This is a genomic window from Bariatricus sp. HCP28S3_F11 (assembly GCF_052065395.1).
In the GTDB taxonomy this organism is placed as follows: Bacteria; Bacillota; Clostridia; order Lachnospirales; family Lachnospiraceae; genus Allocoprococcus.
Genome location: NZ_JBQHUC010000004.1, coordinates 82,596 through 108,974, shown reverse-complemented (window position 1 = coordinate 108,974; position 26,379 = coordinate 82,596). Strand labels below are relative to the sequence as shown.

Genomic DNA, 26,379 nt, shown 5'->3' with positions numbered 1-26,379 from the left:
TTGGAAGTTATGGAGGTGAAAAATGTATTTCACAGACGAAAAAGACTATATTATGCGAATGATAAAAGAAATGGTAAGAGTATTATTTTCTTTAATGTTTGGGAAAAAGTATGTTTCTGTTGAACTTGAAAAAGAAAATAAATATGAAGTATCAGGGAAAAATTTGAAAGATTTTCTTGATATGATTGATTCTGGGGAAATTAACGAAGCAGAGAATATACTTTTAGATAGCATTGATTATACAGACAGAAATGAGGTAATGGCAGCAGCTCTTTTCTACCAATACCTTAGTGAGAAGGATAGTGAGTTTTTGAAAAATAATAATTATACAAAAGAAGAAGTGATGTCTGGTTTTAAGCAATTACTTATGCAGTCAGGATATACTGATTTGCTATGTTTAGTCAAAGCTGAAGAGTAATGTAGAAAATTCCAGCTTGTCATTCTGAAAACTTAATTGAATAACCACAGCAAAAACCGCTGCTACATGGAAACCAACAAACCATGTAACAGCGGTTTTTCTTTACCGTTTTTTCCTTTGGCTGATAGGTGTGCCCATTTTCTTTGACTTTTTGAGAATCCGAATCAGCCAGCGAAATTCTTCGTCTGACAGATTTTTATAGTTGATACCGAGCTGTTTACAGTAAAGGACAACCAGCTTTTCATCCCGACTGCCCTTGAAATTTTCGACTGCTTCCAGATTTTCTTTCAGTTCATCAGCAACGGTGGTCTGGGGTGCACTCTCGCTGTCCTTTTTATGGGCTTCCCGAATATCCCGGATAATCAGGTTGAGGTCATCCCGTACCATCTGACTGAAATATTCATTATCGCTGATATGGGCGGCTTGCAGCACTTTCAAATGGGGGTCATCTTCGCCGGGGCGATACCGTTCAATGATTTCATGCCGGACGGTATCGACAAGGGCGTTGAGGTTCTGAATCTGCATGGTGGCAATCCCATCCACATAAATCTCAATGTCCGCAAGAAACTTGATAAAGTCCTTATGGGTGGCAAGTTCGCACAGCAGACGGTTGTTAATCCGACCGCTTTTCAGAAGTGCTACCATCTCATCACTCAAATGCAGCTCCCTTAATGGCGTGTTGATCTCCGCCCGGTTCTCTGTCCGGCAAAAGAGATAATCGAGGGACACCCCATAAAAATCTGCCAGCAGGATAAGGTTGCCATGATTGATTTCCTTATAGTCGTCTTTTTCATAACTGCCAAGAGCCGATTTTGAAATACCCGTTTGCTCAGCCAGTTCTTCCAGTTTTAATCCTTTGTTTAATCGTAAATCTTTTAGCCGTTCCTGTATTGTAGTAGCTCCGTTCATTGAAGCAGTTCCCCCTTTCTAACGACATTTATAACCGTTGAATTGATTATACCATATCAATTCCGCAATCGTGGAAATTTCTGATTTTTACCCCTAATTCCTACTTTGTGGACATACGGCACAGGGTACAAAAATGTTCTATGATACAGGTAGTTCATCGATGGATTATTCCAATCGAATGACCAGCCTGTGTGGGATATGCTTCCCCGGTGATGTAGTGCCATGACTTTTGGCAGGGATATGGAGGACCCCTGACCGAAACGAGCGTACCAAAGGGAGCGATACGCCGCTGTGAGATTCAGGGGAGGAACGACACCGGGGAGAACTGGCGGACTGACACCGAAATGATACCGAAACACGACAATCTGATAGGGGGATAGTCTACCCTATCGCTGATACTTCGGGAGATTTTAAGCGGCTCTATGGCTGTAATTTTGCCGAAAATCGCCCCGAAACCATACACTAAAACGGGAGGAAGCGCAATATGCCGAGAATGAGCAAAAAGAGGAAGTATGAGCTTTCCTTTTACCTCAATGACCGGGGGCGTGTCACTTACAACGAATTATGCCGGAAATGCCAGCATGGGTGCAGGCAGAGCTTCCGGGCGGTTGTGATTGACTGCCCTCATTATTTATCCAAACGAGCCAAGAAAAAGGAGGAACACACCGAATGAATTTTGAATTTATGACGATAGACACACCGTTGCCGCCCTGTATGCCCTTTCCCAGAGCGTTGACAGGATTTCCAGTCAGCAGCACCGCAAAGGTTATGTACTGCCGGATGCTGGACGCTATGCTATCCAAAGGGCAGGAGGACGAGAACGGAATTCTGTTTGTGTACTTCCCCGTCACAGCCATTGCCGCAGTCCTGTCCCGCAGCCCCATGACAGTCAAGCGTTCTTTGAATGAACTGGAAACCGCCGGACTTATCATGCGGGTGCGTCAGGGCGTTGGAGAACCAAACAGGATTTATGTGCTGATACCAGGAAAGGAGGACGCTGCCCTTGCCTGATACCTCAAAGCTGGAAAAGCTCAACCGGGAGTTGGAAAAAAGCGAAAAGAAACTGCGGAAAGCCATCAATGATGAAAAGGCATTGCAGCACCAGTTGAAACAGCTTACCCGAAAGGAACGGACGCACCGGCTCTGTACCCGTGGCGGTATGCTGGAAAGTTTTCTGCAAGAGCCAGAACGCCTGACAAATGATGATGTCATGCTGTTGTTGAAACTCATTTTTCACAGACAGGACACGCAGGAACTATTGAAAAAACTGCTGGAACGGGAGAAGCCGGAAACCCCTTAGTTTACTAAGGGCGCAATTATACACCACCCAAAGGTTGGTGCATTGCGTTCTCCGAAGGCTCCTCGCCGGAGGGCTGTAATTTTCCGCAGCCACGGTCTGCTCCAAATCAAACAGGGGACGCTACACTTCCCCTGCGCTGGCTTTCGCCAGCTACCCTTTTGTGGACTTGCCATCTGGGGACACCTTGCGTTGCAAGCTGTTCCCAGCCGACAAGTTTTACAGAATCAGTTTTCTGTCTTTTGAGAAGAAATGAAAAATGTTATACTAAAAAATGAAAATGCCTATTGACTCTCACGGAACGTCATAGATTAAAGTTACCTTATCAGGAACAGGAGGTCAGCAGCTATGAGGACAGTAAAAGAAATATCAGATTTAACAGGTATCAGCGTTCGCACGCTTCACTATTATGATGAAATCGGGTTGTTAAAGCCAACAGAAAAAAGTGATGCGGGATACCGGCTTTATGACGATAAGGCACTGGAAACATTACAACAGATTTTATTTTTCCGTGAGTTTGATATCTCCTTGAAAGAAATCAAAGCTGTTTTGGACAATCCGGCTCTTGAAAGAAATCAGATTCTACAAGTACAGCGAAAAATGTTGGTAACAAAGAAAGAACGAATGGAACGTCTGATTGCCAGCATTGATGACATTCTGAAAGGAGAGAACAAAATGGATTTTACAATTTTTACCAAAACAGAAGTAGAAGAAATGTTCCAAACCATGCTTGAGCATATGCCGGAGAATATGAGAAACATTGCAATTAAAGAATTTGGTAGCATTGAACAATGGAAAAAGCATTATATGGAAGTCGTATCTTCGGAAGAAATGCAGAAAGGCTATGCAAAGGTAGTTGAATGGTATGGTGGAAAGGACAAGTTTCTGTCTGTTGCCCGAACTCCCGTCAGCAAAGAAGTTGCAGAAAGCTATAACAAACGGATAGAAGCGATTTTGCAAAAACTGATTGCAAAACAGAATTGTGACATAGATTCTTTTGAAGTAAAAGAGCTTGTTGGAGAATATGGCTTTGTTATGAAACAGCTTGCCCAGATAAAAGAAGAAAAAGGCTTTATGATGGCACAGGCGCAGTATTACCGCAATGAACAAATCAAACCAATGATAGACGAAAAATACGGTGAAGGGGCTTCTGATTTCTTTGCACAGGCAATAGAAAACTATTATAAAGTTAAGTAATCTTGAATTTTAACTAAATACCCGCCGCCCCCAGCGGCACACCAAGCAGGAAATCTGAAAAAGGTCTCCTGCTTTTTTTATACCTAAAATCGGAAAGGAGGAACACTAAATGCCCTGTCCACACAATCAAATCTCCATCGTCCAGCGTAGCAACCGCCAGTCTGCTGTTGCCGCCGCTGCTTACCAAAGCGGCGAAAAGCTGTTCTGTGAATACGACCAGCAAGTGAAGCACTACCCAGAAAAGCGTGGTATCGTCCATAATGAAATCCTGCTCCCGGCAAATGCCCCGCCAGAGTATGCAGACCGCAATACCTTATGGAACGCCGCCGAAGCTGTTGAGAAGCAATGGAACTCCCAGCTTGCAAGGCGGTGGGTGCTTTCCATTCCCAGAGAGATACCGCCCGACCAGTACGCCGCCCTTGTCCGGGATTTCTGCAATCAGCAGTTTGTTTCCAAAGGAATGTGCGTGGATTTTGCCATCCATGACAAAGGGGACGGAAACCCTCACGCTCATGTCATGCTGACTATGCGGGCAATGGATGAACATGGGAAATGGCTTCCCAAGAGCCGCAAGGTTTATGACCTTGACGAGAACGGGGAACGGATAAAACTTCCGTCCGGCAGATGGAAAAGTCACAAGGAAGATACGGTTGACTGGAACGACCGCAAGTATTGTGAAATCTGGCGGCATGAATGGGAGATCATCCAGAACCGCTATCTGGAAGCCAACAACCGCCCGGAGCGGGTGGATCTCCGTTCTTATGAAAGACAGGGGCTTGATATTATCCCTACCGTCCATGAGGGTGCTGCTGTCCGGCAGATGGAAAAGCGAGGGATTCAGACCAACATCGGAAATCTGAACCGGGAAATCAAAGCCGCCAACAGCCTGATGAAGTCTATCCGGCAGCTTATTAAAAATCTCAAAGGCTGGATTATCGAGCTTAGTGAAAAACGAAAAGAACTGCTTGCGGAAAAAGCTGCGGAGGAAGCGGTATTTCTTCCCAATCTGTTGATGAAGTACATGGAGGTACGAAAGGCAGAACGGAGCGACTGGACACGGGCGGGACAAAACCGTGGAACTTCCAAAGACTTAAAGGCAGTCAGCGAAGCCCTGTCCTATCTTCAGAGAAAGGGACTTTCCACCGTGGAGGATTTGGAAAACTTTATAGAAACGTCCGGGAAATCTGCCGCCGACTACCGAAAGCAGATGAAGCCAAAGGAAACCCGCAGCAACGTGATTGACGCTATCCTTGCCGCCCGGACGGACTGTAAGGAATGTAAGCCCGTTTATGAGAAATACCAGAAGATATTTTTCAAGAAAACTAAGGAAAAATTCAAGCTGGAACACCCGGAGGTTGCCCGGTTTGAGAAAGCCAGTGCCTACCTTGCCAAGCACCCGGATGATAAGGACAGCACGAAAAAGGAGCTTTTGCAGGAACAGGCGAAGCTTGTGGGCGAAATCGCAGACTTGAAAGTACCGTTGACCGAGGTGCAGGAAGATTTGAAGAAGCTGCGGGACATCCGCTACTGGGTACGGAAAGCCACACCCGGCACAGAGGAAAGCAAAGAGCCGCCCAAGAAGCAGCCCCTCAAAGAAGTCTTGCAGGATAAGGCTGACGAGAAGAAAGCACAGAAAAACGCCCCGGCGCAGACGAAACACAAACAACAGGATATGGAACTTTAACAGGCACTTGCCATTTTCAGATTGAGAATGATAAGTGCCTTTTCTTTTTTACAAGGAGGAATTGATTTGAATGTATTTGAAGCTGTGAAGCAGTCCGTTACGACAAGACAGGCTGCGGAGCATTACGGAATCCGGGTAAACAGAAACGGGATGGCTTGCTGCCCGTTCCACAACGATAAGACCCCCAGCATGAAGCTGGACAAGCGTTTCCACTGCTTCGGATGTGGTGCAGATGGGGATGTGATTGATTTTGTAGCTGCCCTGTACGGGCTGGGGAAAAAGGAAACCGCCGCACAGTTGGCGAGTGACTTCGGGCTTGCCTATGAGGACTGGAAGCCACCGGGCAGGGCAAGGAAGCCCAAGCCCCGGCAGAAATCCCCGGAAGAACAGTTCCGGGAAGCAAAGGCACATTGCTTCCGTGTCCTTGCCGATTATCTACACCTCTTACGGGTATGGAAAACCGACTATGCCCCGCACTCCCCGGAGGAAGCGTTTCATCCCCGGTTCGTGGAAGCCTTGCAGAAGCAAGCCCATGTGGAATATCTGCTGGATGTGCTGCTGTTCGGGGAGACAGAGGAAAAAGCGGTTTTGATTATGGACTACGGAAAGGATGTGATACAGCTTGAACAGCGAATGGCAGAGCTTGCAGCCGCAGACGCAGCAAGAACTAAAAAACACCATGAACGCCATGCAGCCGCCCCAGAGCGTTGAGGAAGTAAAGGCAACTCTGGAAACCACCGAGAAAGGCGGCGTCCGCCAGAGCATACGGAACTGCCTGACCGTATTCCAGCGTGACCCTGTGCTTGCCGGGGCAATCGCCTACAACATCCTGACCGACCGCAAGGACATCATAAAGCCCATCGGTTTTCACAGAGAAAGCACAGCCCTGACCGATACGGACATGAAGTATCTGCTTCTCTATCTGGAGGAAACCTACGGGCTTACCAGTGAGAAAAAGATTGAAACCGCCATCGGGATTGTGGCGAATGAGAATAAGTACCACCCCATCCGGGATTTTCTGAACAGCCTTGCATGGGACGGGACTGAGCGCATCCGCTTCTGTCTGCGGCACTTTCTGGGAGCTGATGTGGACGATTACACCTATGAAGCCTTGAAGCTGTTCATGCTGGGGGCGATTACAAGGGCATTTAAGCCCGGAAGCAAGTTTGAAATCATGCTGTGTCTGGTAGGCGGTCAGGGGGCTGGCAAATCCACCTTCTTCCGGCTGCTGGCAGTCCGGGACGAGTGGTTTTCCGATGATTTGCGGAAGCTGGACGATGATAACGTGTACCGCAAGCTGCAAGGTCACTGGATAATTGAAATGTCTGATATTGTCAATATTGGTTGACACATTTATCTCAAAGATATCACTGCCTATGCAGCCAGTCCCAGAGATTCGTAGTATCTCTGGCGCTTGATCATCGGAGGAAGCCCACCGTTAGCAGAGCAGATCCTCCTGTTATTCCAGTAACTGATGAAATATCTCCAAATGAGAACCTTCAGTTCCTCTGTGGTCATAGTCTCCGTATTGTAGCGGTCATAGAGAAGCTCGCTTTTCATTCTGGCCCACATGCTTTCGCATCGGGCATTATCGTGGCACCTGCCACCAGCACTGTTCATGCTTTGAATAATACCGTATTTTGCCAGAGCCTTACGATAGGTTTCACTGGTATATTGTGTTCCTCTGTCAGAGTGTACAATAGCCCCTCGCAGATCAGGATATGCCAGATAGGCATTATCCAGGGTATGCTCGCACAAAGTTGCTTTCATGTTGCTTTCCATTGCCAGACCAAGGACACTGGAATCAAAGCAGTCAAAGATAGCTGAAACATATAATTTTCCATCTTTAGCCTTGATTTCGGTGATGTCAGTTACACATTTTTCAAGTGGCTTATCGGATTTGAAATCTCGCTTCAGAAGATCCTCTGACTTACGAGCTTCCCGATCCGCCTTGGTAATACCATTCGGCTTACGTTTTGGTCGATGACTAAGGCCTATTTCATCCATGACTCTGTAGACGGTTCGCTCACTAGGAATCTTGAGTCCTTCCGGTTTCTTAAGGAGAAGTGCCTGATACATGCGAATACGCCCATAGGTATCATTGTATTCATCCTCCGTATGGATTGCTCTTATAGCATCAGCGAGATCCTGATATTTCCAGGGCCGGTCTTTATGAGCAAGATATTTGTAGAACCCCTGGCGGCTGACACCAAGCATCCGGCAATAGAATGAGAGTTTTCCCTTAATTGCGCCGTCTTCCGTTTTTATGGCAATAAACATCATTCTTTGGTTCTTGCTGACTTCCGACGGCTGGCTGCGAAAAAAGCACTTGCTTCCTCGAGAAATTCATTTTCCTCTTTCAGACGACGGATTTCTTTATCCTGATCCTTAACGCGTTTGCGGAGCATAGCAAGTTCCTCAGCGAGGCTCATTGCACTATCTGGAGTATGTGCACCGTCGCCAATATCCAATGTGCCGGCTCTAACTGCTTTCAGCCATGTATGGATGGTTCCTTCTGGAATACCTAATTCTTTGGCTGCCTTAGCACCGCCGATTTCTCTGGCAAGTTTGACAGCCTGGACCTTATATTCGTGGTCGTATTTACGTTGGGTACGTGACATTGAGAGTTCCTCCTTATTCTCTTTATTATACATGAATTCTTTGAGAATAAGGTGTCAACTTTATTTATACAACATCAAACTCCGAAATCCATGAAATGGTTCACGCTGCGAACCTGACCCCTGACCAGCTTTCTGAGCTGCTCCGTATGTTTGCTGCGGATATGGCTCCGAAGCCTGAGACAATCAACGCTATGAACGAGGAGGAGATGCAGAATGAAGATTAAAAGACTGTGTGCCGCTTTTCTGGCGGCTGTGCTTTGCATGAGCGTGTTTTCGACAACCGCTCTCGCCTATACGGATGAGACAGCGGCTTCCAGTGCCGAAACCGTGGAAACTGCCCCTGCGGAAACCACGGAGCAGGAAACGGAAGAAGTACCGTACAGCGTATCTGTGGATGAAGATGGTACGGTGGTATTCTCCTTTAACGGCGAGGACTGGAAGTATGATACCGGGGAAACCGAGGACGATGGCATGGGTACCGGCAAGGTGGTCACGAACGGTTCCCGTCTGAATGTGCGTACCGGTGCAGGCATGGATTATGAGATCATCGATCAGCTTCGCCCCGGCGAAGAAGTAAAGGTGATCGGTGTTGATGGCGACTGGTATCAGATCACAGTTCCTGAAAAGAATGGCTATGTCCATAGCGACTATCTGGAGCTGATTGAGGAAGCCGAGCAGAACAGCGAAATGGATATGGCGCTGCTTATGATGTTCATGAGTATGTTCATGCAGAACATGGACACCGGCGCAGACATCAGTGAACCTGCCCTCACTCCCGATGGTAATCTGACACTGGTTGATGATGTCGGCTCTCCTGATAAAATCGGTAAACAGTTCATTACAGCGGTAACAAAGAACGGTAACTACTTTTATATCATCATCGACCGTGACGATGAAGGAAACGAGACGGTTCACTTCTTGAATCAGGTGGACGAAGCCGACCTTCTGATGCTGATGAGCGAGGAAGAAGCTGCCAAGTACACCGAGCCTGTGGTTGAGACCACTCCAGAACCGACCGAGACGGAACCGGAGCCTGAGGTCACAGAGACTGCGCCTGAGGAGAAGCCTAAGACCAATATGATTCCTGTGGTTCTGCTTGTTGTGGCTCTGATCGGCGGCGGTGGTTTCTTCGTCTTTAAGAAGATGCAGGGCAAGAAAAAGGAAAAAGAAGCTGCGAAGCCTGACCCTGATGCGGACTACGTTGACGATGACGAGGACTACGGCTATGTCGAGGAAGATGACGATGACGCTGACTTCATCGTAGATGATGAGGATAATGAACCTGTATAATAGCGAACAGGCATGATGCCTGGGGCAATCTTCGGATTGCCTTTACATAGCAAAGTCATAAATCTGTTACAACAAAGGATAAGATATATGATATAATCGTGTTAATATCATCAAGCGGTAATCCAAAACAAAGAAAATCAGCAATGTAAACTCTTGTTGCGGATATGTAAAGCCAATGTGGTGGTGGAATATCGTGATTTTAGATACAATGAAATCACCAAAGCAAAGGAGGATTTCATATGAAACTTTCAGATAAGATTATCGGGCTGAGAAAGTCCAATGGAATGTCTCAGGAAGATCTGGCTGAAAAGTTGGATGTTTCAAGACAGGCTATCTCTCGTTGGGAGTCGGGAACTGCAATGCCCGATGCCAATAATATTCTTCAACTTAGCAAGTCGTTTGGTGTTACAACCGACTACTTGTTGAACGATGATTATCAGAGTGACAATGATTTGCCTAAAGTGAAAGAGGTACAGAATGATAACCTTGGACAAATCATGGTTTATTTAGTGACACTTGAAGTGATGGTGTTGCTGATACAGTTTATGACGACTGTGATTCTTCAAAATGTGTTTTTTGGATTTTTGAGTTTCTTGCCTTTTGTCGCAGCAATCGGTGGCTTTGAATATGCGTATCAAAAGAAAGCATCCAGTGCCACGGAGAAAACAAAGAACTTCCGCAAAAAGTTCTATAAAATTTCTGCATGGTTGGGGCTTTATTTCCCGATTAGATTTATTGTAAGTGTTGCAGCAAGATTCTACCCTCGTCCGTATAATGTTTTAGTTTTAGAGGTTATTATTTTGGCGATATATATTGCGGCGGCAACTTGCGTTAATCTTTCAATCGACAAGAGTTATTTACCAAAAGAATAAAGGTTCAATACATAGCAGTCATGCACTACGGTGTGTGGCTGCTTATTTTTTTGAGAAAGGAGCAGATGCAAATGAAATTAGTATTGGCTGAGAAACCCTCAGTCGCTCAGAGCCTTGCAAAAGTACTGGGCGTAACCAACCGTCAGGACGGATACCTGGAGGGTAACGGTTACATCGTCAGCTGGTGTGTCGGTCATCTGGTAGAACTGGCACAGCCTGAAGCCTATGATGAACGATATGGAAAGTGGACGTATGGCGACCTGCCTATTCTTCCCGATGACTGGAAGTATGAAGTGTCCGCAGGAACCCGAAAGCAGTTCGGTATTCTAAAAAAGCTCATGGCCAGAGATGATGTTGTAAGCCTTGTGTGTGCAACGGATGCCGGTCGTGAGGGTGAATTGATCTTCCGTCTGGTCTATCATCAGTGCCACTGCAAGAAACCCTTTGAACGCCTGTGGATCTCCTCAATGGAGGATTCCGCAATCATGGAGGGCTTTGAAAATCTCAAGCCCGGAACTGAATACGATGCTTTGTATGAAGCAGCCCTGTGTCGAGAGCGAGCCGACTGGATTGTTGGTATTAACGCTACTCGACTTTTTTCGACCCTTTGTGGGCAGACCCTGAATGTTGGTCGAGTCATGACTCCCACCCTTGCAATGGCAGTCATGCGTGAAGCTGCCATTGCCGCTTTCAAACCGGAACCCTTTTACACGGTTCAGATTGATCTGGGTGGATTTACGGCAGTAAGTGAACGCTTCAAAAAGAAGTCGGATGCCGAAGCAGTCAGCAGAGATTGCTCTGCCGCTGTGGTCACAAAGGCCGAACGCAAGGAGAAAAGTGAAAAGCCGCCTGCGCTCTATGATCTGACCAGTTTGCAGAGAGATGCCAACCGTGTGCTGGGCTATACGGCACAGCAGACCTTGGATTACACCCAGAATCTCTATGAAAAGAAACTGGTCACTTATCCCCGAACCGACAGCAGATACCTGACAGACGATATGGCACACAATCTGCCAGATCTCGTAAATCTGGCTTTCCACACATTCCCCGTAGATGGTGTGGATAATGTACCCGTTTATGCAGAGCAGGTTGTGAATAACAAAAAGGTCACAGACCACCATGCCATTATCCCTACCAGAGAATTGCAAAAATGCAATCTGAATGAGCTTCCTAAGGGCGAGCTTGCAATTTTGCAGCTGATTTCCACCCGCCTTTTCGTGGCTGTGGGAGATCTACACCGATACGCAGAAACAGTCATTGAACTGGACTGCGGTGGCACAGCGTTCTCTGCCAAGGGAAAAATCATCCTGCATGACGGATGGAAAGCACTTGCCAGAAAAAGTGATTCGACAAAATCTGACGAGAAGGAACAGGCGCTTCCTTCCATTTCCGTTGGCGATGAAATAGCTGTTATCAGCACGGAGATTAAGGAGGGAAAAACCTCTCCTCCGAAGCACTACACCGAAGATACGCTCCTGCAGAGCATGGAAACTGCCGGGGCGGACGAGATGCCTGATGAGGTGGAACGCAAAGGTCTGGGAACCCCTGCAACCCGTGCCGGTATCATCGAAAAACTGGTTCGCATTGGTTTTCTGGAACGGAAAGGCGATAAGAAAACCAAGCATCTGATTCCGACCCACAAGGGAACAGCTCTGGTAACAGTCATGCCCGAACAGATTCAGTCCCCGTCTATGACAGCAGATTGGGAGGAAAAACTGTTGCTCATCGAGAAAGGCGAATACGCCAGCGAGGATTTTATGGATGAGATCAAAAATGTGATTGCCGGTTTGATTCAGAATTACGAGGTCATTCGGGACTCTGAAGTTCTGATGTCAAAGGAAAGCAATGCCGTGGGGAAATGCCCTGTCTGCGGCAGTTCGGTAGAAGAAAAGGCGAAAGCATTTTTCTGTTCCAACCGGAGCTGCAAGTTCGCCCTCTGGAAGAACAACCGCTACTTCGAGAGTATCGGCAAGAGCATGACCAGTGCCACGGCACAGAAACTGCTTGGCTCTGGGAAAATCAAGCTGAAAGGCTGTAAATCAGCTAAGACCGGAAACACCTTTGATGCCACGGTCTATATGGAGGTATTCGAGGACGGAAAGACCAGGTTTAACATGGAATTTGATAACGGAGGAAAACGCAAATGAGGAATGAGTATAACCCGGACGGCAAGGACATCCGATTTATTGACAGCCACTATAAGGACTTGTTTCGTATTCCTGACGGTGGCTGTGTCCAGATTCACTATCCCGATGAAACTGTCGTGAAACCCTGCAAATTCATCGACGAGTACCATACCCAGGTTGGCTACAATGTGTTCCACATCTGCCAGTTCGCAGAAATCATGGAGCGCAACGGTGCAACCTATATGGCAGAGCCTGAAATCATGGGTGATGAAGCAGCATGGAAAGTTGGGCGTGACAGAATCCTGGCGGTGCAGACCTGTGAGGATGGCTACGATTACACTCTGTTGGATGAGAACTACAACGAGATAGATGGCGGCCAGCTGGATAACCCGGATTTAACTATGATCGAAGCCAGAAAAGAAATTCTGGAATCCTTTGGTCTGGAACACAGGGAGCTTTGTGCCATGGTCTATGAAGATGTGATGGAACAGGCTTTTGAGGTTGGCAGGCAGGCGGTTGTGGTGAACGACCCTGTTGCAGAGCTTGCGTTCAAACTCGACCGTTTTGCCGAGAACTTCGACCCCTATGAATATATGGATCAGGTCGATGATGTGCAGGCGCATATCCAGAAAATCAAGACAGACCTTGCCGCCGGCAATACTGCACCATACCGTGAGTTTCTGGATACGGCCATTGCGGAGTCCCGTGAGGAAACTGCTGTAGAGATTGCCAAGGTGCTGAGAAGTCAGCTGGATAAGATTAGCCCGCCCAAGCGTGAGTCGGTCATGGAAAAGCTGGCACAGGCGGCAGAAAAGACTGCCCCTGCAACGCCCTCGCATAAGCACAAGGAACCGCAACGATAAGGAGGTCGCCTATGAAAATTGAAAAATGGGATGATATTCATGGAAATACCACTTCCGATGACAGAATGGTAGCGTTTCTGGAAAGTTCCACGGACTCTTACGCAATCCTTCAGCTGAAACACATTGACGAGACCGACGAGTTTCGCTTCATGCCGTATTGGCACATTCAGAAGCTGGAAAATCAGCCGACCATTGACCATTATGAGGTGGTTTACAATGGTCCGATTGAGCAGTCCGCCGGTGCTGCCGAGCAGCTGGAAGCTCTTTATACCAGGTTCAATATTGACCACCCGGAGGACTTCCGTGGTCACAGTATGTCGGTCAGCGACATCGTGGCGCTCAAGGTTGCCGGTGAAGTATCCTGTTATTACGTTGATGCCTTCGGTTTCGTGGAGCTTCAGAACTTTATGAAACCCGAAAACTATCTGAAAAATGCAGAGATGGCTATGGAGGACGATTATGGGATGTTGGATGGCATCATTAACAACGGGAAGGCTCCCGCTGCGGAAGAACGCCCTTCCGTGTTGGAACAGCTGAAAGAAATGTCGTTTTTCGATACACCCCACAAACCACCCAGAAGCCACCCGGAAAGGGATATGGAATGATGAATTTCACACAAGATGAACGGAACTTGATGATGCTATACAGCCCCGGCACAAAGTCGGGGCTGTGCGAAGCACTCATACAGATGAAGGAGCAGCTTTCCAAGGAGGAAGCCGAGCTTTGTGCCCTGGCTGATTCTGTTCTCAATAAGTTGTCCGGTATGGATGACGAGACTTTTGATAGGCTGAATCTTTATCCTGATCTTTAAGGATTGGAGGGAAATGATGAACGCAAAAGAGCGATTTTATTCCGGGTTGGCAAGAGAGACTATCGGAAAAATCACGTCGAACAAGGATAACTGGACTTCCTTTCTGGTAACGATGTCCCGAAACTATGAGTTCACTTATCCGGAACAGGTGATGATTTATGCCCAGCGCCCCAATGCCACCTTCTGCAAGCCTTATGACGAGTGGAACGACGAGAAGTACCGCAGATATGTCAGACGAGGTTCCACCGGCATCGCACTGTTTGTGACCAACAGGGATAAGCCCTATCTGCGGTATGTATTCGATGTGGCTGATACTGGTGTCCGCCGTTCATCCCCTGAACTGAAACCGTGGGAAGTCACAGAGGAAAACCGTGCGTATGTGATGGAAGCTATGGAGCGTTCCTTTGGTATTTTCGCAGATGGACTGTTGGAGGCGCAGCTGGAGGACATTGCACTGTCTCTTTCTGCGGAGTATTGGGAGGACTACAAGAAGCCGATCCTCGACATCGTTGCCAATAGCTTCCTTGAGGAGTATGATGAACTTAACATCGAAGTGGCTTTCAAGAGAGCGGTTGCAAACAGCGTATCCTATGCGATGTACTGCCGACTGGTTGAGAACCCTGACAACTACTTCGAGCATGAGGACTTCCTGAATGTCTTTGATTTTAACACCCGCCAAACGGTAAACACCCTCGGCACGGCAGTCAATGCAATCAGTTCACGGATGTTTCAGGAGATCGAGAAAGCGATTGGTGAATACGAGCAGAACAGAGCTGCTGAAAGGAGCGCAGATTATGAGCGAAATGATTTACAGACAGGCCGGGGATTACAGAATCCCGAACATCAGGCTGGAGAACGAGGAAACGAGACCTTTGGGCAAATATGGCAGGATGCGCAGAGCGTTTCTGGAGCAGAACAATCCGATGCTCCTGAACGACATGATTCTGACGGAGAGCCTGTTCCCGCACCTGTGGGAGATCGAGGAGACGGCGAAAGCCAGAGTGGAACTTTTGATGAACCAGTACCTGAAGAACAACCCGGCACCGGAGAAAGAGACGGATCAGCTGGGCTGGACAAGACACATGAGCAGCCTGAAAGCGCAGGCGGAGGAAATCGTGATGACGGAGCTTATCAACAGCTGAGTCTGAACCTGTTCCTCTCCGAACACGAACAAATCAGTTTTATCAACGAAGCAGAGAGCCGAAAGCCCTCTGCTTTTTCTTTTTCTCAGGAAGAAATCGACCACCTCCTCCTGCTTGGCAGCAATACCGATGATGCCCGGAAAATCGTTGCTCTGGAGTATATGAAGCAAAAACCTGTGGAAGAAATTGTCCCGGCTCTGAAGCGGGTTTATCACGGCGGTTTCGGTCTGAAGGAGGACAGCGGCAATATTTCCGCATGGTATGCCGGGGACGGGATTCATCTTGCCAAAGGTTCCTCTGCCATTGACAGCCCCAGGGCGCAGATCATTCCATGGGAGGATGCCGCAAAGCGGATTGGAGAGCTGCTGGAAAATGGGCAGTACGCTACCAATGTGGAATTGGTGGAAGCTCCCGGCTTTGAGCGTGAAAAGATGGCTCAGTCCATTTGGTATCTCTACCATGACCTCTCTGATGAAGCAAGGGAAATGGGCTTCTTCCCATCTTTGTCGGAAATCCGCAGCAATGGTTTTCCGGAAGAAACCGCATGGCTGGCAGAACAGCTCAATCAGCCTGAATTTGTAGCGGCAATGAAAGAGGAGTATCGTGGGTTTATGATTGCCCATGATGCCGATCATTCTCTGCTTCGTTTCCACTATCACAAGCTGGATGGCATTGAAAAGCGGTTGAATGAACTGGATGCTCCTCTCAGGGAATATCAGACTGATATGATGCAGATGCCCCTTGTCCGTCAGTTTATTACGGATGATGAGGTCAATGCAGACCTGACCCGTGGCAGCGGCTTCGCCGGTGGAAAGGGTCGTATCTATGAATACTGGCAGGAAAATCATTCTGTTAAGGACAAAGCCGAGTTTCTGAAGCATGAATATGGAACCGGCGGTCATTCCCATGCATGTTCCGGTGCAACCCACAGCGGTCAGGATCACGATGCCAAGGGCGTTCGCTACACCAAAAGCGGCTGCGATAAGGTGCAGATGTCCTGGACACAGGTGGCACAGAGAATCGACGCTCTGATGAAAAAAGGTCGCTTTCTTACCCCTGAGGAAGAAGCCGAGCGGCAGGCAATCGAAGATGCCAAAACAAATCCTCTGGAAGATGTCTATGAGCGTTTCGCTGTGGTTGATACCGAGGATGGCGAGTATGCCATCTGGGACGAACAGACCGGAACCTACTATTTAGACCATGAGGGCATTACGGAATACTTCGACGATGAGTGGCTTGCCAATGACTACCTGGAGGAAGTCCGTCAGTCTGTGGCGGCGATGGAAGCAGTACAGCCTGAAGAATCCGCAGAAAGTATTGCAGAGCCGGTTGAGGAAACACCGGTGTGGAATTATCAGGTTGGCGATACGGTCTATCTGGACGACACCGCTTTTCTTGTGGAGCAGATCACCGACCGGGAAGTGCAGCTGAGAGACCCCTCTCTACTTTATCCGATCTTCCGTGCAGAGAACCGTTCCAGATTCGAGGAAATGCTTTCTCAGGACGAGAGAAACCATGCGGTAAGGGGTGATGCCTATACCAAAGAAAACTCCGTTACAGAGGAAATTCAGGGCGAAAACAGTGCCGAAACAGCACAGCCTGAACGTCGTTATCTGGTTGCCGCTTATCATCACTTTGAAAACGGCTTTGATGATAAACTGGATTACTACACTCTGGAAGAAGCAGAAAAGGCTGCCCAGGGCTATGTAGACGGAACTATGGAGGATGACGGATTCAAGTATGACGGTGCTGCCGTTTACGATCAGCAGGAGCATAAGTGCATCCGTATCTATGGCGACTATCCTGATGAAAAGGCACACGCACAGGTCTATGGCATTGCCGAACCGGTACAGCAGGAACACTTCATTGACCACTTCTATGTAGCAGAGGACATCCAGAAGCGTGGTGCGCTGGACATTAAGGAATACAGTTCCTTTGAAGATGCCCTGAGAGCCTATCACGCCCTCCCTTCCACCCAGGCAAAGGCTCTGGGTGCAATGAATACCGGGCGACCGTTACCGGGCAGTCTTGACCTCATTCATTGCAAGGACGGTCAGGACACCATCGTTCGGGACTATACCAAGGTGGACGGCTGGCAGAATCCTGAGGTCATGGACATCATCGCTCAGATTGAGCAGTCCATTACGACCAGAGAAGTTCCACCTGTTCCTGCGGTGAACTTCCACATCACGGATGACCACATCGGTGAAGGTGGACCGAAGCAGAAGTTCGCAAGAAATATGGAAGCCATCAAGACACTGTTCCAGCTGGAGAGTGAGAACCGAAACGCTACTCCTGAAGAACAGGAAATCTTGTCGAATTATGTCGGCTGGGGCGGTCTGGCAGATGCCTTTGACCCTGATAAGGGAAATTGGGCGCAGGAGTACACCACTCTGAAAAATCTGCTGTCCGAGGACGAATATGCTGCGGCAAGAGCTTCGACGCTGAACGCCCACTATACCAGTCCCACGGTGATTCGCTCTATTTACGATGCGGTTGGACAGATGGGCTTTGAGACCGGCAACATTCTGGAACCCGCCATGGGTATCGGTAACTTCTTCGGTATGCTGCCCCCTGAGATGCAGAGTAGCCGCCTGTACGGGGTGGAGCTGGATTCCATCACCGGCAGGATTGCGCAGAGGCTCTATCCCAACGCAGAAATCAAAGTCGCCGGTTTTGAAACGACAGACCGCAGAGACTTCTACGATTTGGCTGTGGGCAATGTACCTTTCGGTAACTACAAGGTATCCGATAAGCCTTATGATAAGTTGGGATTCTCCATCCACAACTATTTCTTCGCCAAAGCTCTGGATCAGGTTCGTCCCGGCGGTGTGGTCGCTTTTGTGACAAGCCGTTATACCATGGATTCCAAGAACTCGGATGCAAGGCGGTATCTGGCACAGAGGGCGGAACTGCTTGGTGCTATTCGTCTGCCAAACGATGCCTTTAAGAAGAACGCAGGCACAGAAGTCGTGTCCGACATCATCTTCCTGCAAAAGCGTGACCATACGATCGACATCGTTCCTGATTGGGTGCATCTGAACCGCACTGAAGAAGGTCACACCATGAACAGCTACTTTGTCGATCACCCGGAAATGGTTCTGGGCGACACGGTTCTGGAAAGCACCCCTTACGGCAAGGATGATATTACCGTCCGTCCGATTCCGGGTGCGGAGCTGTCCGATCTTCTGAAAGAAGCGGTTTCCCATATCAAGGGAACCTATCAGGCAGTGGAGATTCCCGAAGCTGATAAGGGCAAAGAAGCCGAGACCATTCCTGCAACCCCGGATGTAAAGAACTTCTCCTATGCTGTGGTGGACGGTGAAGTGTACTTCCGTGAAAACTCCATCATGCGCCATGTGGAGCTGAACGAAAAAGCAAAAGACCGTGTGAAAGGCATGGTGGAATTCCGTGGTATCGTCAATGAGCTGATCGAATATCAGTTGGAGGATTACCCGGATGAGATGATTTCTCAGAAGCAGGCAGAGCTGAATGAAGCCTACGATGCCTTTACCGCAAAGAACGGTCTCATCAACAACCGTGCAAACGGGCAGGCTTTCTCTGATGATTCCTCCTATTACCTTCTGTGTTCTCTGGAAAATGTGGATGAGGACGGCAACTTAAAGAGCAAGGCGGATATGTTCACCAAGAGAACGATCAAGCCGGAACGCAGAGTTACCAGCGTGGATACCCCATCGGAAGCTCTGGCAATCTCTATTGGTGAGCGTGGTAAAGTTGATCTTCCTTTCATGGCACAGCTCCTGGGAACCCCTGAGGACTATGAAGCCATTCAAACAGAGCTGCGTGGGGTTATCTTCAAAGACCCGATGGCTCCTGATGATGTGGAAGCTGGTTGGCAGACTGCGGACGAATACCTTTCTGGTGATGTGAGAAGCAAGCTGCGTATCGCACAGATGGCGGCGAACCGTGATTCCGCTTTCAATATCAATGTGGAGGCACTGCAAAAGGCACAGCCGAAGGATTTGGATGCGTCTGAGATTGATGTCCGTCTGGGTGCCACATGGATTGATGCAGACTATATTCAGCAGTTCATGGAGGAAACCTTTGAGACCCCATACTACCTGCGCCGTTCCATTGAGGTGAAATTCTCCGAAATGACCGCAGAGTGGCGTATCAACGGAAAAAGCTCTCCCAGCTACAATGATGTGGCGGCGTATGTGACCTACGGTACAGACCGTGCCAATGCCTATCGGATTCTGGAAGAAACGCTGAACCTGAAAGATATTCGTATCTATGACACCATTGAAGATGCAGATGGCAAGCAGAAGCGTGTCCTGAATAAAAAGGAAACCACTCTGGCACAGCAGAAACAGCAGGCAATCAAGGATGCGTTTCAGGATTGGGTTTGGAAAGACCCCCGCCGCCGGGAAGCACTGGTTACGAAGTACAATGAGCTTTTTAACTCCACCAGACCCCGTGAGTATGATGGCAGCCATATCCGTTTTGGCGGTATGAACCCGGATATTACCCTCCGTGAACATCAGAGAAACGCTATCGCTCATGTGCTTTATGGTGGAAATACTCTGCTCGCACACGAAGTTGGTGCGGGCAAAACCTTTGAAATGGCAGCGTCAGCGATGGAAAGCAAACGACTTGGCCTGAGCCAGAAGTCCATGTTTGTGGTTCCGAACCACCTCACCTTGCAGTGGGCAAATGAGTTCCTCCACCTCTATCCGAGTGCCAAGCTCCTTGTTGCCACGAAGAAAGATTTTGAAACCGCAAACCGGAAGAAGTTCTGCGCCCGTATTGCCACCGGCGACTATGATGCCGTTATCATCGGTCACAGCCAGTTTGAGAAGATTCCGCTGTCTGCCGAGCGGCAGGAACGGCAGTTGCAGGAACAGATTGATGAGATCGAGGGCGCAATCGCAGAACTGAAATATCAGCGTGGCGAGAATTTTACCATCAAGCAGATGGAGAAAACCAGAAAATCTCTGGAAGCCAGACTGGATAAACTTCTTGCCGCCGACAGAAAGGATGATGTCATCACATTTGAGCAGTTAGGTGTTGATCGGCTGTTCGTGGACGAGAGCCATGCGTTCAAAAACCTGTTCCTCTACACCAAAATGAGGAATGTGGCAGGTCTCTCCACCTCCGAAGCCCAGAAATCTTCGGATATGTTTATGAAATGCCGCTATATGGACGAGATCACCGGCGGTCGTGGCGTTATCTTCGCTACCGGCACTCCGGTCAGTAACTCTATGACCGAGCTTTACACGGTCATGCGCTATCTCCAGTACGGTACGCTCCAGAAAAAGAACCTGACCCATTTCGATTCCTGGGCATCCACCTTTGGCGAGACTACGACGGCGATTGAGCTTGCACCGGAGGGAACCGGCTACCGTGCCAGAACCCGATTCGCCAAGTTCTTCAACCTTCCTGAACTAATGAATATGTTCAAGGAAGTAGCCGACATTAAGACCTCTGACCAGCTGCATCTTCCGGTTCCCGAAGCGAAATTTGAGACGGTTGTGGTGCAGCCCTCTGAGTATCAGAAGGATATGGTTGCATCCCTTTCCGAAAGAGCTGCGGATGTTCATGCCGGTATCATTGATCCGTCTGTGGATAATATGCTGAAGATTACCAGCGATGGGCGAAAGCTGGGGCTGGATCAGCGGCTGATGAACCCGCTGTTGCCGGATGACCCGAACAGCAAGCTCAATGCCTGTGTGGGAAATGTCCTCCGTATCTGGCAGGAAGGTCAGGCAGACAAGCTGACACAGTTATTGTTCTGCGACCTTTCGACACCAAAAAATGACGGCACATTCAATGTCTATGACGACATCAAAACCAAGTTGATCGCAAACGGTGTACCTGCCGAGGAAGTTGCCTTTATTCACGATGCGGATACCGAAGCAAAAAAGAAAGAACTTTTTGCAAAGGTTCGTACCGGGCAGGTGCGTGTGCTGCTTGGCAGTACGCAGAAAATGGGCGCAGGAACCAACGTACAGGACAAACTGGTGGCTGTGCATCATCTGGATGTAGGCTGGCGTCCCTCTGATATGACCCAGAGAAACGGTCGAATCATCCGTCAGGGCAACCAAAACAAAGAGGTTCAGGTCTATCAGTATGTGACCGAGGGAACCTTCGACGCATATCTGTATCAGACCCTGGAGAATAAGCAGAAATTTATCTCCCAGATCATGACCTCCAAATCTCCGGTTCGTTCCTGTGACGATGTGGATGAGCAGGCACTCTCCTATGCGGAGATCAAAGCATTATGTGCCGGTAATCCGCTCATCAAGGAAAAGATGGACTTGGATATTGATGTAGCAAGGCTGAAAGTGCTGAAAGCTGACCACCAGAGCCAGCAGTACCGCATGGAGGATAAGCTCCTGAAATACTTCCCGGCTGAGATTGAAAAGCAGACAGGCTATATTCATGGCTTTGAAGCGGACATCAAGACCGTGGACGCACATCCGCAGATCTCCGATGGATTCTGTGGTATGGAAATCATGGGCAAGTACTATGCGGAAAAAGCCGATGCCGGTGAAATCATTCTTGCCGCCTGCAAGGAGACAAAAAGTGCTGACCCAGTTCCGCTGGGCAGCTACCGGGGATTCCAGATGGAGCTTTCTTTCGACAGTTTCCGACACGAGTATGACATCGTTCTGAAAGGCTCTATGAGCCACCGTGTGCCCCTTGGCACCGATGCGAGGGGTAACATCACCCGTCTGGATAATGCCCTTGCAGGTATCCCTGAAAGGCTGGAAAGAGCCAATGAACAGCTGACCAATCTCTACAATCAGCAGGAAGCGACCAAGGGCGAACTTGGAAAACCGTTCCCTCAGGAAGCGGAACTGATGGCGAAAAGTCAGCGATTGGCAGAGCTGGATGCGGCACTCAATATGGAGGATACGGTGGAGAGCCGTGCCGAAAAGAAAAGCACAGAGCGTCCTTCTGTTCTGGCTGATCTGAAATCCAAAGCAGAGCATATCTCGTCTGCAAAACGCTCTGAAGCTCACGAGGAGGTGTTGTAATGGCAAGGCGAGACCAGGATGTTCATTTCCTTGCATCTAAAGAAGAAGTCGAGAGAATCCATCAGAAGATGAACGAACTTGGCATCCGAAGCATGGGTGCGTATCTTCGCAAGATGGCTCTGGACGGCTATTGCATCAATCTGGATTTGCAGGATGTGAAAGATCTGGTTTCGCTCCTGAGAATCTGCTCCAACAACCTGAACCAGTACGCAAAACGAGCCAATGAGACCGGCAGTATCTATGAAGCCGACATCAACGACCTGCAAGTACGTCTGGAAGAAATCTGGACGGATATGAAAGAAGTCCTTGTCCGGCTGTCCTCTATCCAGTAATCCGACAATTTGTCGGGAAGTCGCAGTTTCGGCTGCGGCTTTACATAGAGAAATACAACCGTGTTTATTTTCGTGTAATCCACAAATATAGTCTATCACAAATGCCGGAGGTTTTTTCTGTAATGACGTAAATCTTCTTCACTGACCTCTGAAATGATTCTGTCAAGTGTATTCAGTAATTGCTTTTTATCCTCTGGTAAACGCCCTCTGAGTTGAAAAGCATTAGAAGATCCCATTGCGGCAAAGTATGTTGAAATATTTAGATTTTCTACAAGAACTCGAAGCTCTCGATATTTTTCAATTTCTCCTTCTTCCTCCCAGTTTCCGCTTTGAATCTCCTGATAGAGTTCGGATTCGGGATAAATCGTCAGCATATTCGGACCAATCAGGAAGGGATGCAGTTGATTAAAAACATCTGCGGAGGCTTTAGCACCAACCTCACCTTTTCCTTTACCGGAAATGCTGGTCAGATAGAAGAATCCATATTCAATGCCAGCCTGTTCCAGTCTTTTGCATTGAGTTAAAATTTCCTGAGATGTATAACCTTTTCGCATAAATGCTAGTGCATTATCATCTCCTGTTTCCACACCGATGGTTAGCCTGTTGTAACCTGCATTTCGAAGTAGCATCAGATCATCGTCGGTTTTGTTTACAGAATCCGTAATGCGGGCAAAACAGCCGATGGAATTAACAGAAGGTAGATATTTTTTTATTAGGGCTGAGATTTCAAGCAGTTTCTCTGTTTTTAAAATAAATGGATTTGCTCCGGTTAAAAAAACACGTCGGATCGGCTCAGGGGTGTCCTTCCCTTGAAGGCGTGTTAACATCTTTGAATAGGGATTTGTTCGCAGGGTTTGTACTTCCAGTAAATCATTCTCGATGTCTTTCATGGGAGTCATCCTGAATTTGAAAGGCAGGTCACTGTACAGCGTACAGAATTTGCATTTATGGTGGGTGCAACCTGCAGTAACTTCTAAAAGTAGTGAGTCTGCTTCATATGGCGGACGCCAGATCGTTCCTGTGTAATGCATAATGATCACCTCATATTAAAAAATTTATGCGCAGGCAACGAGGCAAACCTGCACATATCTGTCTCGTTGCCATCATTATAGCAAAACACAATAAAAATAAAAGTACTGTACTTTTTTGAAGTACCTTCCATTTTGACGCAAAATAGAGTATGATGATTAGCAAGGGAGATGAAATGGATGAGAAAAACAGAATCTGCGATTAGCCGCTGTAAAACAATTTCTACTGTGCAGAAGCTATTGGGTGGAAAATATAAGATTGAGCTTCTCTGGTATATCGGAAAATGTGATGTCAGACGATTCGGACAGCTTCGTCGCCAAATCGGAGAAATTACGGAAAGCTCCCTGACTAAACAGCTCAGAGAACTGGAGAACGACGGATTCATCAATCGTCACGACTATTGTGAGGTTCCTCCAAGAGTAGAATACACTTTGACGGAACTTGGAGAGAGCTTTTTATCGGTCCTCGATTACATGAAAGCTTGGGGCGATAAGAACTTGACTGAATGAGAAAACAAAAATTGCTTGTTAATTGTTCTTGGACAAGAGAGTGGAAAATCGAATTTGTATGGATAGATATTCAGGAAAATAGCGCATTTGTGGGGATGATACGAATCGTATCACATATGTGAAAGAGCGATTCTTTCGTCATTTTACGCTTTCTGATAAGGTGAAACTGTCGAAAAGACAAACCAATATAGAAAGGACGTAAAATGATGAAAAAGAATGGAAAACAAGTTTTATTTTTTGGAGGTATATTTATTTTAGCGTTTGCAATATGGACAGCTTTGATCCAGATGGTAGACGTGCAACCACTGGGTCAGAATGGAACTAATATTGGATTTGCAACATTCAATTGCTGGTTTCATCGTTTGACAGATGTCAATATGACAATTTATACGATTACCGATTGGATGGGTCTGATTCCTTTAGTTGTATGCCTGATTTTTGCAGGTATTGGACTGGTTCAGTTAATAAAGAGAAGAAGTCTCTTCAAAGTGGATCCGGATATCATTGTTCTGGGAGTTTATTATGTTGTTGTGATACTGTCATACTTCATTTTTGAGATCATCCCAATCAATTACAGACCAATTTTAATCAATGGAATTATGGAGGCTTCTTATCCTTCTTCAACGACATTATTGGTATTGTGTGTGATGCCTACTTTGATCGAACAGATTCAACGAAGAATGTCATGTTCTACGTTGAAAACAATCATAACGATTCTGACAATCGCTTTTTCTGCATTCATGGTGATCGGCAGATTGATTTCAGGAGTACATTGGTTTACGGATATTATGGGTGGTGTATTGTTAAGTGCCGGATTATTTACTATTTATAAGGCAGTAGTTATGCTGACAATAAAAAAGTGAAATAAAAAAGGAGGTTCAGGGGATGGAATTCCATGAAAAGCTTCAGGAATTAAGAAAGAGCCGAGGTTTGACACAGGAAGAACTGGCAGAGGCATTATTTGTTTCAAGAACGGCAATTTCAAAATGGGAATCCGGAAGAGGATATCCAAGCATAGATTCATTAAAAGAAATATCCAGATATTTCTCTGTGTCCATTGATGAGTTGTTATCCGGAGAACAGTTGGTTTTGATTGCGGAAAAAGAAAACAAGTCAAATCTCAACGGTTTATGTGACTTGCTATTTGGATTTGCCGATTTGCTATCTTTAATGCTTATTTTTCTTCCGTTGTATACAAAACCGGTTGATGGATATATCTATTCAGTAAGTCTTATTGAGTATGTAGATAATGAATTTTGGATTCGTATGACATACTGGGGCCTTTTTATCGCATTGACGATTATTGGAATTGTGAATATTTTAATGGTCAATTTTAAATTTGAAAAGGGAAAAAAGGTGATTACTTTTTTGTCTGTAGGGCTTAGTATTATTACTGTTTTGTATTTGGCGATTGCGAAAGAACCATATGCAGTAACAGTGGCTTTTCTGTTGTTACTTATAAAAGGAGGGCTACTTTATAAACGAGCTACGGCAGGTCAATAGGAGTTGAGCCACACAACTTCCAGTTTGTCGAACTGAACACAAAATGAGTAGGACGCAATGGCTACGAATGGCCGGTGCGTCCTCTTTTTTTCTTGAACTACATAAGGTGGTGACATCATTGCAGTTTATCACTTCTCAATGTACAATATGGTCAAAAGAAAGGGGTTGTTCCTATGAAGATGATTTTGAAAATATTGGCACTCCCAGTGCTGTTCGTTGTAAAAGCTATTTGTATCCTCGGAAATCTGCTCACTAACATTTCCTCTTATGTAATTGGAATGTTGCTATTGGTCATTGCCGGGTGTGCGATTTACTGTATCGTACAGGCGATGTGGACATCTCTGGCTATCCTTGCCGGAATGGGACTAACGGCAATCCTTATAATCTTTCTGTTGGTATGGGCAGTTGTAAAACTTGAAACTTTGGGCAATCATATCAAAGAGTTTATTTCTTATTAAGATGGGAGAAGCTGATGGACAGAGGATTTATGGAGCATTACTTTGAGATAGCCTATAACGATGTAGCCGGAGAAATCGCCGGGGACGATGAGCAATATTTGGAACTGCAAAAAGCGGCAGATGAAGCCATTTGTGCCCTGACAAGTATCGTAGGAGAATCGAATACAGCTCTTTGCAAACAATGTGAACACGCAATTAACAGCCTGTATGCAGTTCAGCTGCATCTGGCAAAACTGGCATATCTGCGTGGTGCGGAAGATAGAGAAAAGATGCTGAGATAGCTTTATGGAAAGTCACCGAACGGTGGCTTTTCTTTT

27 protein-coding genes and 1 pseudogene are annotated in these 26,379 nt (G+C 47.2%); 23 read left to right on the top strand and 5 right to left on the bottom strand.

Annotation, left to right across the window (positions count from 1 at the left end; genetic code table 11):
• The first annotated feature begins 22 nt into the window (after positions 1–22).
• Positions 23–418 (top strand): DUF6483 family protein, encoded by a 396-nt coding sequence (locus ACTNBR_RS03385; protein ID WP_004614494.1) that lies wholly within the window; start codon positions 23–25, stop codon positions 416–418.
• Positions 419–520: 102 nt separating this feature from the next.
• On the opposite strand, the gene ACTNBR_RS03380 is transcribed toward ACTNBR_RS03385, so the two are convergent.
• Positions 521–1,327 carry a helix-turn-helix transcriptional regulator gene (locus ACTNBR_RS03380; protein ID WP_294427338.1) on the bottom strand — a complete coding sequence of 269 codons (807 nt, stop codon included), beginning with the start codon at positions 1,325–1,327 and terminating at the stop codon, positions 521–523.
• A 484-nt stretch (positions 1,328–1,811) separates the two neighbouring features.
• Between ACTNBR_RS03380 and ACTNBR_RS03375 the strand changes: the two genes are divergently transcribed.
• The 7 genes and pseudogenes from ACTNBR_RS03375 to ACTNBR_RS03345 all read left to right on the top strand — a co-directional run.
• Positions 1,812–2,000, top strand: a complete 189-nt coding sequence (locus ACTNBR_RS03375) for a hypothetical protein (protein WP_119194675.1) — start codon at positions 1,812–1,814, stop codon at positions 1,998–2,000.
• Positions 1,997–2,338, top strand: a complete 342-nt coding sequence (locus tag ACTNBR_RS03370; RefSeq protein WP_155201707.1) for a DeoR family transcriptional regulator — start codon at positions 1,997–1,999, stop codon at positions 2,336–2,338. Before ACTNBR_RS03375 ends, ACTNBR_RS03370 begins: the two co-directional genes overlap by 4 nt.
• Positions 2,331–2,627, top strand: a complete 297-nt coding sequence (locus ACTNBR_RS03365; protein WP_118524194.1) for a DUF3847 domain-containing protein — start codon at positions 2,331–2,333, stop codon at positions 2,625–2,627. Before ACTNBR_RS03370 ends, ACTNBR_RS03365 begins: the two co-directional genes overlap by 8 nt.
• Positions 2,628–2,972: 345 nt before the next feature.
• The gene (locus tag ACTNBR_RS03360) at positions 2,973–3,821 is read left to right on the top strand and encodes a MerR family transcriptional regulator (protein ID WP_054325003.1); all 849 of its coding nucleotides are present in this window, start codon (positions 2,973–2,975) and stop codon (positions 3,819–3,821) included.
• A gap of 109 nt (positions 3,822–3,930) precedes the next feature.
• A complete protein-coding gene (mobQ, locus tag ACTNBR_RS03355) occupies positions 3,931–5,505 on the top strand; it encodes a MobQ family relaxase (protein ID WP_025544159.1) in 1,575 nt (524 codons plus the stop codon).
• 66 nt (positions 5,506–5,571) lie between these two features.
• Positions 5,572–6,216 carry a CHC2 zinc finger domain-containing protein gene (locus ACTNBR_RS03350; protein ID WP_441016415.1) on the top strand — a complete coding sequence of 215 codons (645 nt, stop codon included), beginning with the start codon at positions 5,572–5,574 and terminating at the stop codon, positions 6,214–6,216.
• Positions 6,185–6,841, top strand: a pseudogene (locus ACTNBR_RS03345) (VapE domain-containing protein); the annotation flags it as partial. The gene ACTNBR_RS03350 and the pseudogene ACTNBR_RS03345, both read left to right, overlap by 32 nt.
• A 38-nt stretch (positions 6,842–6,879) precedes the next feature.
• On the opposite strand, the gene ACTNBR_RS03340 reads toward ACTNBR_RS03345, so the two are convergent.
• Together ACTNBR_RS03340 and ACTNBR_RS03335 are read right to left on the bottom strand one after the other, a co-directional pair.
• The gene (locus tag ACTNBR_RS03340; RefSeq protein ID WP_441016412.1) at positions 6,880–7,788 is read right to left on the bottom strand and encodes an IS3 family transposase; all 909 of its coding nucleotides are present in this window, start codon (positions 7,786–7,788) and stop codon (positions 6,880–6,882) included.
• Positions 7,785–8,126 (bottom strand): transposase, encoded by a 342-nt coding sequence (locus ACTNBR_RS03335; RefSeq protein WP_278826224.1) that lies wholly within the window; start codon positions 8,124–8,126, stop codon positions 7,785–7,787. The genes ACTNBR_RS03340 and ACTNBR_RS03335 overlap by 4 nt, the downstream gene beginning before the upstream one ends.
• A gap of 95 nt (positions 8,127–8,221) precedes the next feature.
• On the opposite strand from ACTNBR_RS03335, the gene ACTNBR_RS03330 reads away from it, so the two are divergent.
• From ACTNBR_RS03330 to ACTNBR_RS03300, 7 genes are all read left to right on the top strand, one after another.
• Complete coding sequence (locus ACTNBR_RS03330; protein WP_441016409.1) at positions 8,222–8,350, top strand: DUF4315 family protein; 129 nt, start codon at positions 8,222–8,224, stop codon at positions 8,348–8,350.
• Positions 8,340–9,416 (top strand): CD1107 family mobile element protein, encoded by a 1,077-nt coding sequence (locus tag ACTNBR_RS03325; RefSeq protein WP_441016406.1) that lies wholly within the window; start codon positions 8,340–8,342, stop codon positions 9,414–9,416. The genes ACTNBR_RS03330 and ACTNBR_RS03325 overlap by 11 nt, the downstream gene beginning before the upstream one ends.
• Before the next feature lie 239 nt (positions 9,417–9,655).
• On the top strand, positions 9,656–10,288 hold the full coding sequence (locus ACTNBR_RS03320; RefSeq protein WP_441016403.1) for a helix-turn-helix domain-containing protein: 633 nt from the start codon (positions 9,656–9,658) through the stop codon (positions 10,286–10,288).
• A 71-nt stretch (positions 10,289–10,359) separates the two neighbouring features.
• The gene (locus ACTNBR_RS03315; protein ID WP_441016400.1) at positions 10,360–12,435 is read left to right on the top strand and encodes a DNA topoisomerase 3; all 2,076 of its coding nucleotides are present in this window, start codon (positions 10,360–10,362) and stop codon (positions 12,433–12,435) included.
• Entirely contained in the window at positions 12,432–13,277 is an 846-nt protein-coding gene (locus ACTNBR_RS03310) for an LPD16 domain-containing protein (RefSeq protein WP_441016397.1), read from the top strand. The genes ACTNBR_RS03315 and ACTNBR_RS03310 overlap by 4 nt, the downstream gene beginning before the upstream one ends.
• Before the next feature lie 11 nt (positions 13,278–13,288).
• Positions 13,289–13,882, top strand: coding sequence for a YodL domain-containing protein (locus tag ACTNBR_RS03305; RefSeq protein ID WP_441016394.1), 594 nt, complete (start codon positions 13,289–13,291; stop codon positions 13,880–13,882).
• On the top strand, positions 13,879–14,088 hold the full coding sequence (locus ACTNBR_RS03300) for a transposon-transfer assisting family protein (protein ID WP_441016391.1): 210 nt from the start codon (positions 13,879–13,881) through the stop codon (positions 14,086–14,088). Before ACTNBR_RS03305 ends, ACTNBR_RS03300 begins: the two co-directional genes overlap by 4 nt.
• A gap of 328 nt (positions 14,089–14,416) precedes the next feature.
• Here the strand turns inward: ACTNBR_RS03300 and ACTNBR_RS03295 are convergent, their stop codons facing one another.
• A complete protein-coding gene (locus tag ACTNBR_RS03295) occupies positions 14,417–14,767 on the bottom strand; it encodes a hypothetical protein (protein WP_441016388.1) in 351 nt (116 codons plus the stop codon).
• A gap of 28 nt (positions 14,768–14,795) precedes the next feature.
• On the opposite strand from ACTNBR_RS03295, the gene ACTNBR_RS03290 reads away from it, so the two are divergent.
• From ACTNBR_RS03290 to ACTNBR_RS03280, 3 genes are all read left to right on the top strand, one after another.
• Positions 14,796–15,230: a TnpV protein gene (locus ACTNBR_RS03290; RefSeq protein ID WP_441016385.1), complete on the top strand. Its 435-nt coding sequence runs from the start codon at positions 14,796–14,798 to the stop codon at positions 15,228–15,230.
• 161 nt (positions 15,231–15,391) lie between these two features.
• On the top strand, positions 15,392–22,231 hold the full coding sequence (locus ACTNBR_RS03285) for a DEAD/DEAH box helicase family protein (protein ID WP_441016477.1): 6,840 nt from the start codon (positions 15,392–15,394) through the stop codon (positions 22,229–22,231).
• Positions 22,231–22,563, top strand: coding sequence for a plasmid mobilization protein (locus tag ACTNBR_RS03280; protein WP_441016382.1), 333 nt, complete (start codon positions 22,231–22,233; stop codon positions 22,561–22,563). Before ACTNBR_RS03285 ends, ACTNBR_RS03280 begins: the two co-directional genes overlap by 1 nt.
• A gap of 95 nt (positions 22,564–22,658) precedes the next feature.
• On the opposite strand, the gene ACTNBR_RS03275 is transcribed toward ACTNBR_RS03280, so the two are convergent.
• A complete protein-coding gene (locus tag ACTNBR_RS03275; protein WP_441016379.1) occupies positions 22,659–23,594 on the bottom strand; it encodes a radical SAM protein in 936 nt (311 codons plus the stop codon).
• 177 nt (positions 23,595–23,771) lie between these two features.
• Here ACTNBR_RS03275 and ACTNBR_RS03270 point away from each other — a divergent pair, with 177 nt between their 5' ends.
• From ACTNBR_RS03270 to ACTNBR_RS03250, 5 genes are all read left to right on the top strand, one after another.
• Positions 23,772–24,101 (top strand): winged helix-turn-helix transcriptional regulator, encoded by a 330-nt coding sequence (locus ACTNBR_RS03270; protein ID WP_441016376.1) that lies wholly within the window; start codon positions 23,772–23,774, stop codon positions 24,099–24,101.
• A gap of 203 nt (positions 24,102–24,304) precedes the next feature.
• Positions 24,305–24,964 (top strand): phosphatase PAP2 family protein, encoded by a 660-nt coding sequence (locus tag ACTNBR_RS03265; protein ID WP_441042669.1) that lies wholly within the window; start codon positions 24,305–24,307, stop codon positions 24,962–24,964.
• A gap of 22 nt (positions 24,965–24,986) precedes the next feature.
• Positions 24,987–25,604, top strand: coding sequence for a helix-turn-helix domain-containing protein (locus tag ACTNBR_RS03260; protein ID WP_441016370.1), 618 nt, complete (start codon positions 24,987–24,989; stop codon positions 25,602–25,604).
• A 173-nt stretch (positions 25,605–25,777) separates the two neighbouring features.
• Positions 25,778–26,062, top strand: a complete 285-nt coding sequence (locus tag ACTNBR_RS03255; protein ID WP_441016367.1) for a hypothetical protein — start codon at positions 25,778–25,780, stop codon at positions 26,060–26,062.
• A gap of 14 nt (positions 26,063–26,076) precedes the next feature.
• Positions 26,077–26,343, top strand: coding sequence for a hypothetical protein (locus ACTNBR_RS03250; protein ID WP_441016364.1), 267 nt, complete (start codon positions 26,077–26,079; stop codon positions 26,341–26,343).
• Positions 26,344–26,379: the final 36 nt, after the last annotated feature.

Bases quoted from the DNA above. Each gene is read 5' to 3' on its own strand.
- ACTNBR_RS03285 (WP_441016477.1), top strand. From the start codon at position 15,392: ATGAAGCAAAAACCTGTGGAAGAAATTGTCCCGGCTCTGAAGCGGGTT.
- ACTNBR_RS03260 (WP_441016370.1), top strand. From the start codon at position 24,987: ATGGAATTCCATGAAAAGCTTCAGGAATTAAGAAAGAGCCGAGGTTTG.
- ACTNBR_RS03385 (WP_004614494.1), top strand. From the start codon at position 23: ATGTATTTCACAGACGAAAAAGACTATATTATGCGAATGATAAAAGAA.
- ACTNBR_RS03340 (WP_441016412.1), bottom strand. From the start codon at position 7,788: ATGATGTTTATTGCCATAAAAACGGAAGACGGCGCAATTAAGGGAAAA.
- ACTNBR_RS03270 (WP_441016376.1), top strand. From the start codon at position 23,772: ATGAGAAAAACAGAATCTGCGATTAGCCGCTGTAAAACAATTTCTACT.
- ACTNBR_RS03255 (WP_441016367.1), top strand. From the start codon at position 25,778: ATGAAGATGATTTTGAAAATATTGGCACTCCCAGTGCTGTTCGTTGTA.
- ACTNBR_RS03275 (WP_441016379.1), bottom strand. From the start codon at position 23,594: ATGCATTACACAGGAACGATCTGGCGTCCGCCATATGAAGCAGACTCA.
- ACTNBR_RS03325 (WP_441016406.1), top strand. From the start codon at position 8,340: ATGAAGATTAAAAGACTGTGTGCCGCTTTTCTGGCGGCTGTGCTTTGC.
- ACTNBR_RS03290 (WP_441016385.1), top strand. From the start codon at position 14,796: ATGCAATCAGTTCACGGATGTTTCAGGAGATCGAGAAAGCGATTGGTG.
- ACTNBR_RS03265 (WP_441042669.1), top strand. From the start codon at position 24,305: ATGATGAAAAAGAATGGAAAACAAGTTTTATTTTTTGGAGGTATATTT.
- ACTNBR_RS03250 (WP_441016364.1), top strand. From the start codon at position 26,077: ATGGACAGAGGATTTATGGAGCATTACTTTGAGATAGCCTATAACGAT.
- ACTNBR_RS03375 (WP_119194675.1), top strand. From the start codon at position 1,812: ATGCCGAGAATGAGCAAAAAGAGGAAGTATGAGCTTTCCTTTTACCTC.
- ACTNBR_RS03360 (WP_054325003.1), top strand. From the start codon at position 2,973: ATGAGGACAGTAAAAGAAATATCAGATTTAACAGGTATCAGCGTTCGC.
- ACTNBR_RS03305 (WP_441016394.1), top strand. From the start codon at position 13,289: ATGAAAATTGAAAAATGGGATGATATTCATGGAAATACCACTTCCGAT.
- ACTNBR_RS03370 (WP_155201707.1), top strand. From the start codon at position 1,997: ATGAATTTTGAATTTATGACGATAGACACACCGTTGCCGCCCTGTATG.
- ACTNBR_RS03300 (WP_441016391.1), top strand. From the start codon at position 13,879: ATGATGAATTTCACACAAGATGAACGGAACTTGATGATGCTATACAGC.
- ACTNBR_RS03320 (WP_441016403.1), top strand. From the start codon at position 9,656: ATGAAACTTTCAGATAAGATTATCGGGCTGAGAAAGTCCAATGGAATG.
- mobQ (WP_025544159.1), top strand. From the start codon at position 3,931: ATGCCCTGTCCACACAATCAAATCTCCATCGTCCAGCGTAGCAACCGC.
- ACTNBR_RS03335 (WP_278826224.1), bottom strand. From the start codon at position 8,126: ATGTCACGTACCCAACGTAAATACGACCACGAATATAAGGTCCAGGCT.
- ACTNBR_RS03315 (WP_441016400.1), top strand. From the start codon at position 10,360: ATGAAATTAGTATTGGCTGAGAAACCCTCAGTCGCTCAGAGCCTTGCA.
- ACTNBR_RS03330 (WP_441016409.1), top strand. From the start codon at position 8,222: ATGGTTCACGCTGCGAACCTGACCCCTGACCAGCTTTCTGAGCTGCTC.
- ACTNBR_RS03280 (WP_441016382.1), top strand. From the start codon at position 22,231: ATGGCAAGGCGAGACCAGGATGTTCATTTCCTTGCATCTAAAGAAGAA.
- ACTNBR_RS03380 (WP_294427338.1), bottom strand. From the start codon at position 1,327: ATGAACGGAGCTACTACAATACAGGAACGGCTAAAAGATTTACGATTA.
- ACTNBR_RS03310 (WP_441016397.1), top strand. From the start codon at position 12,432: ATGAGGAATGAGTATAACCCGGACGGCAAGGACATCCGATTTATTGAC.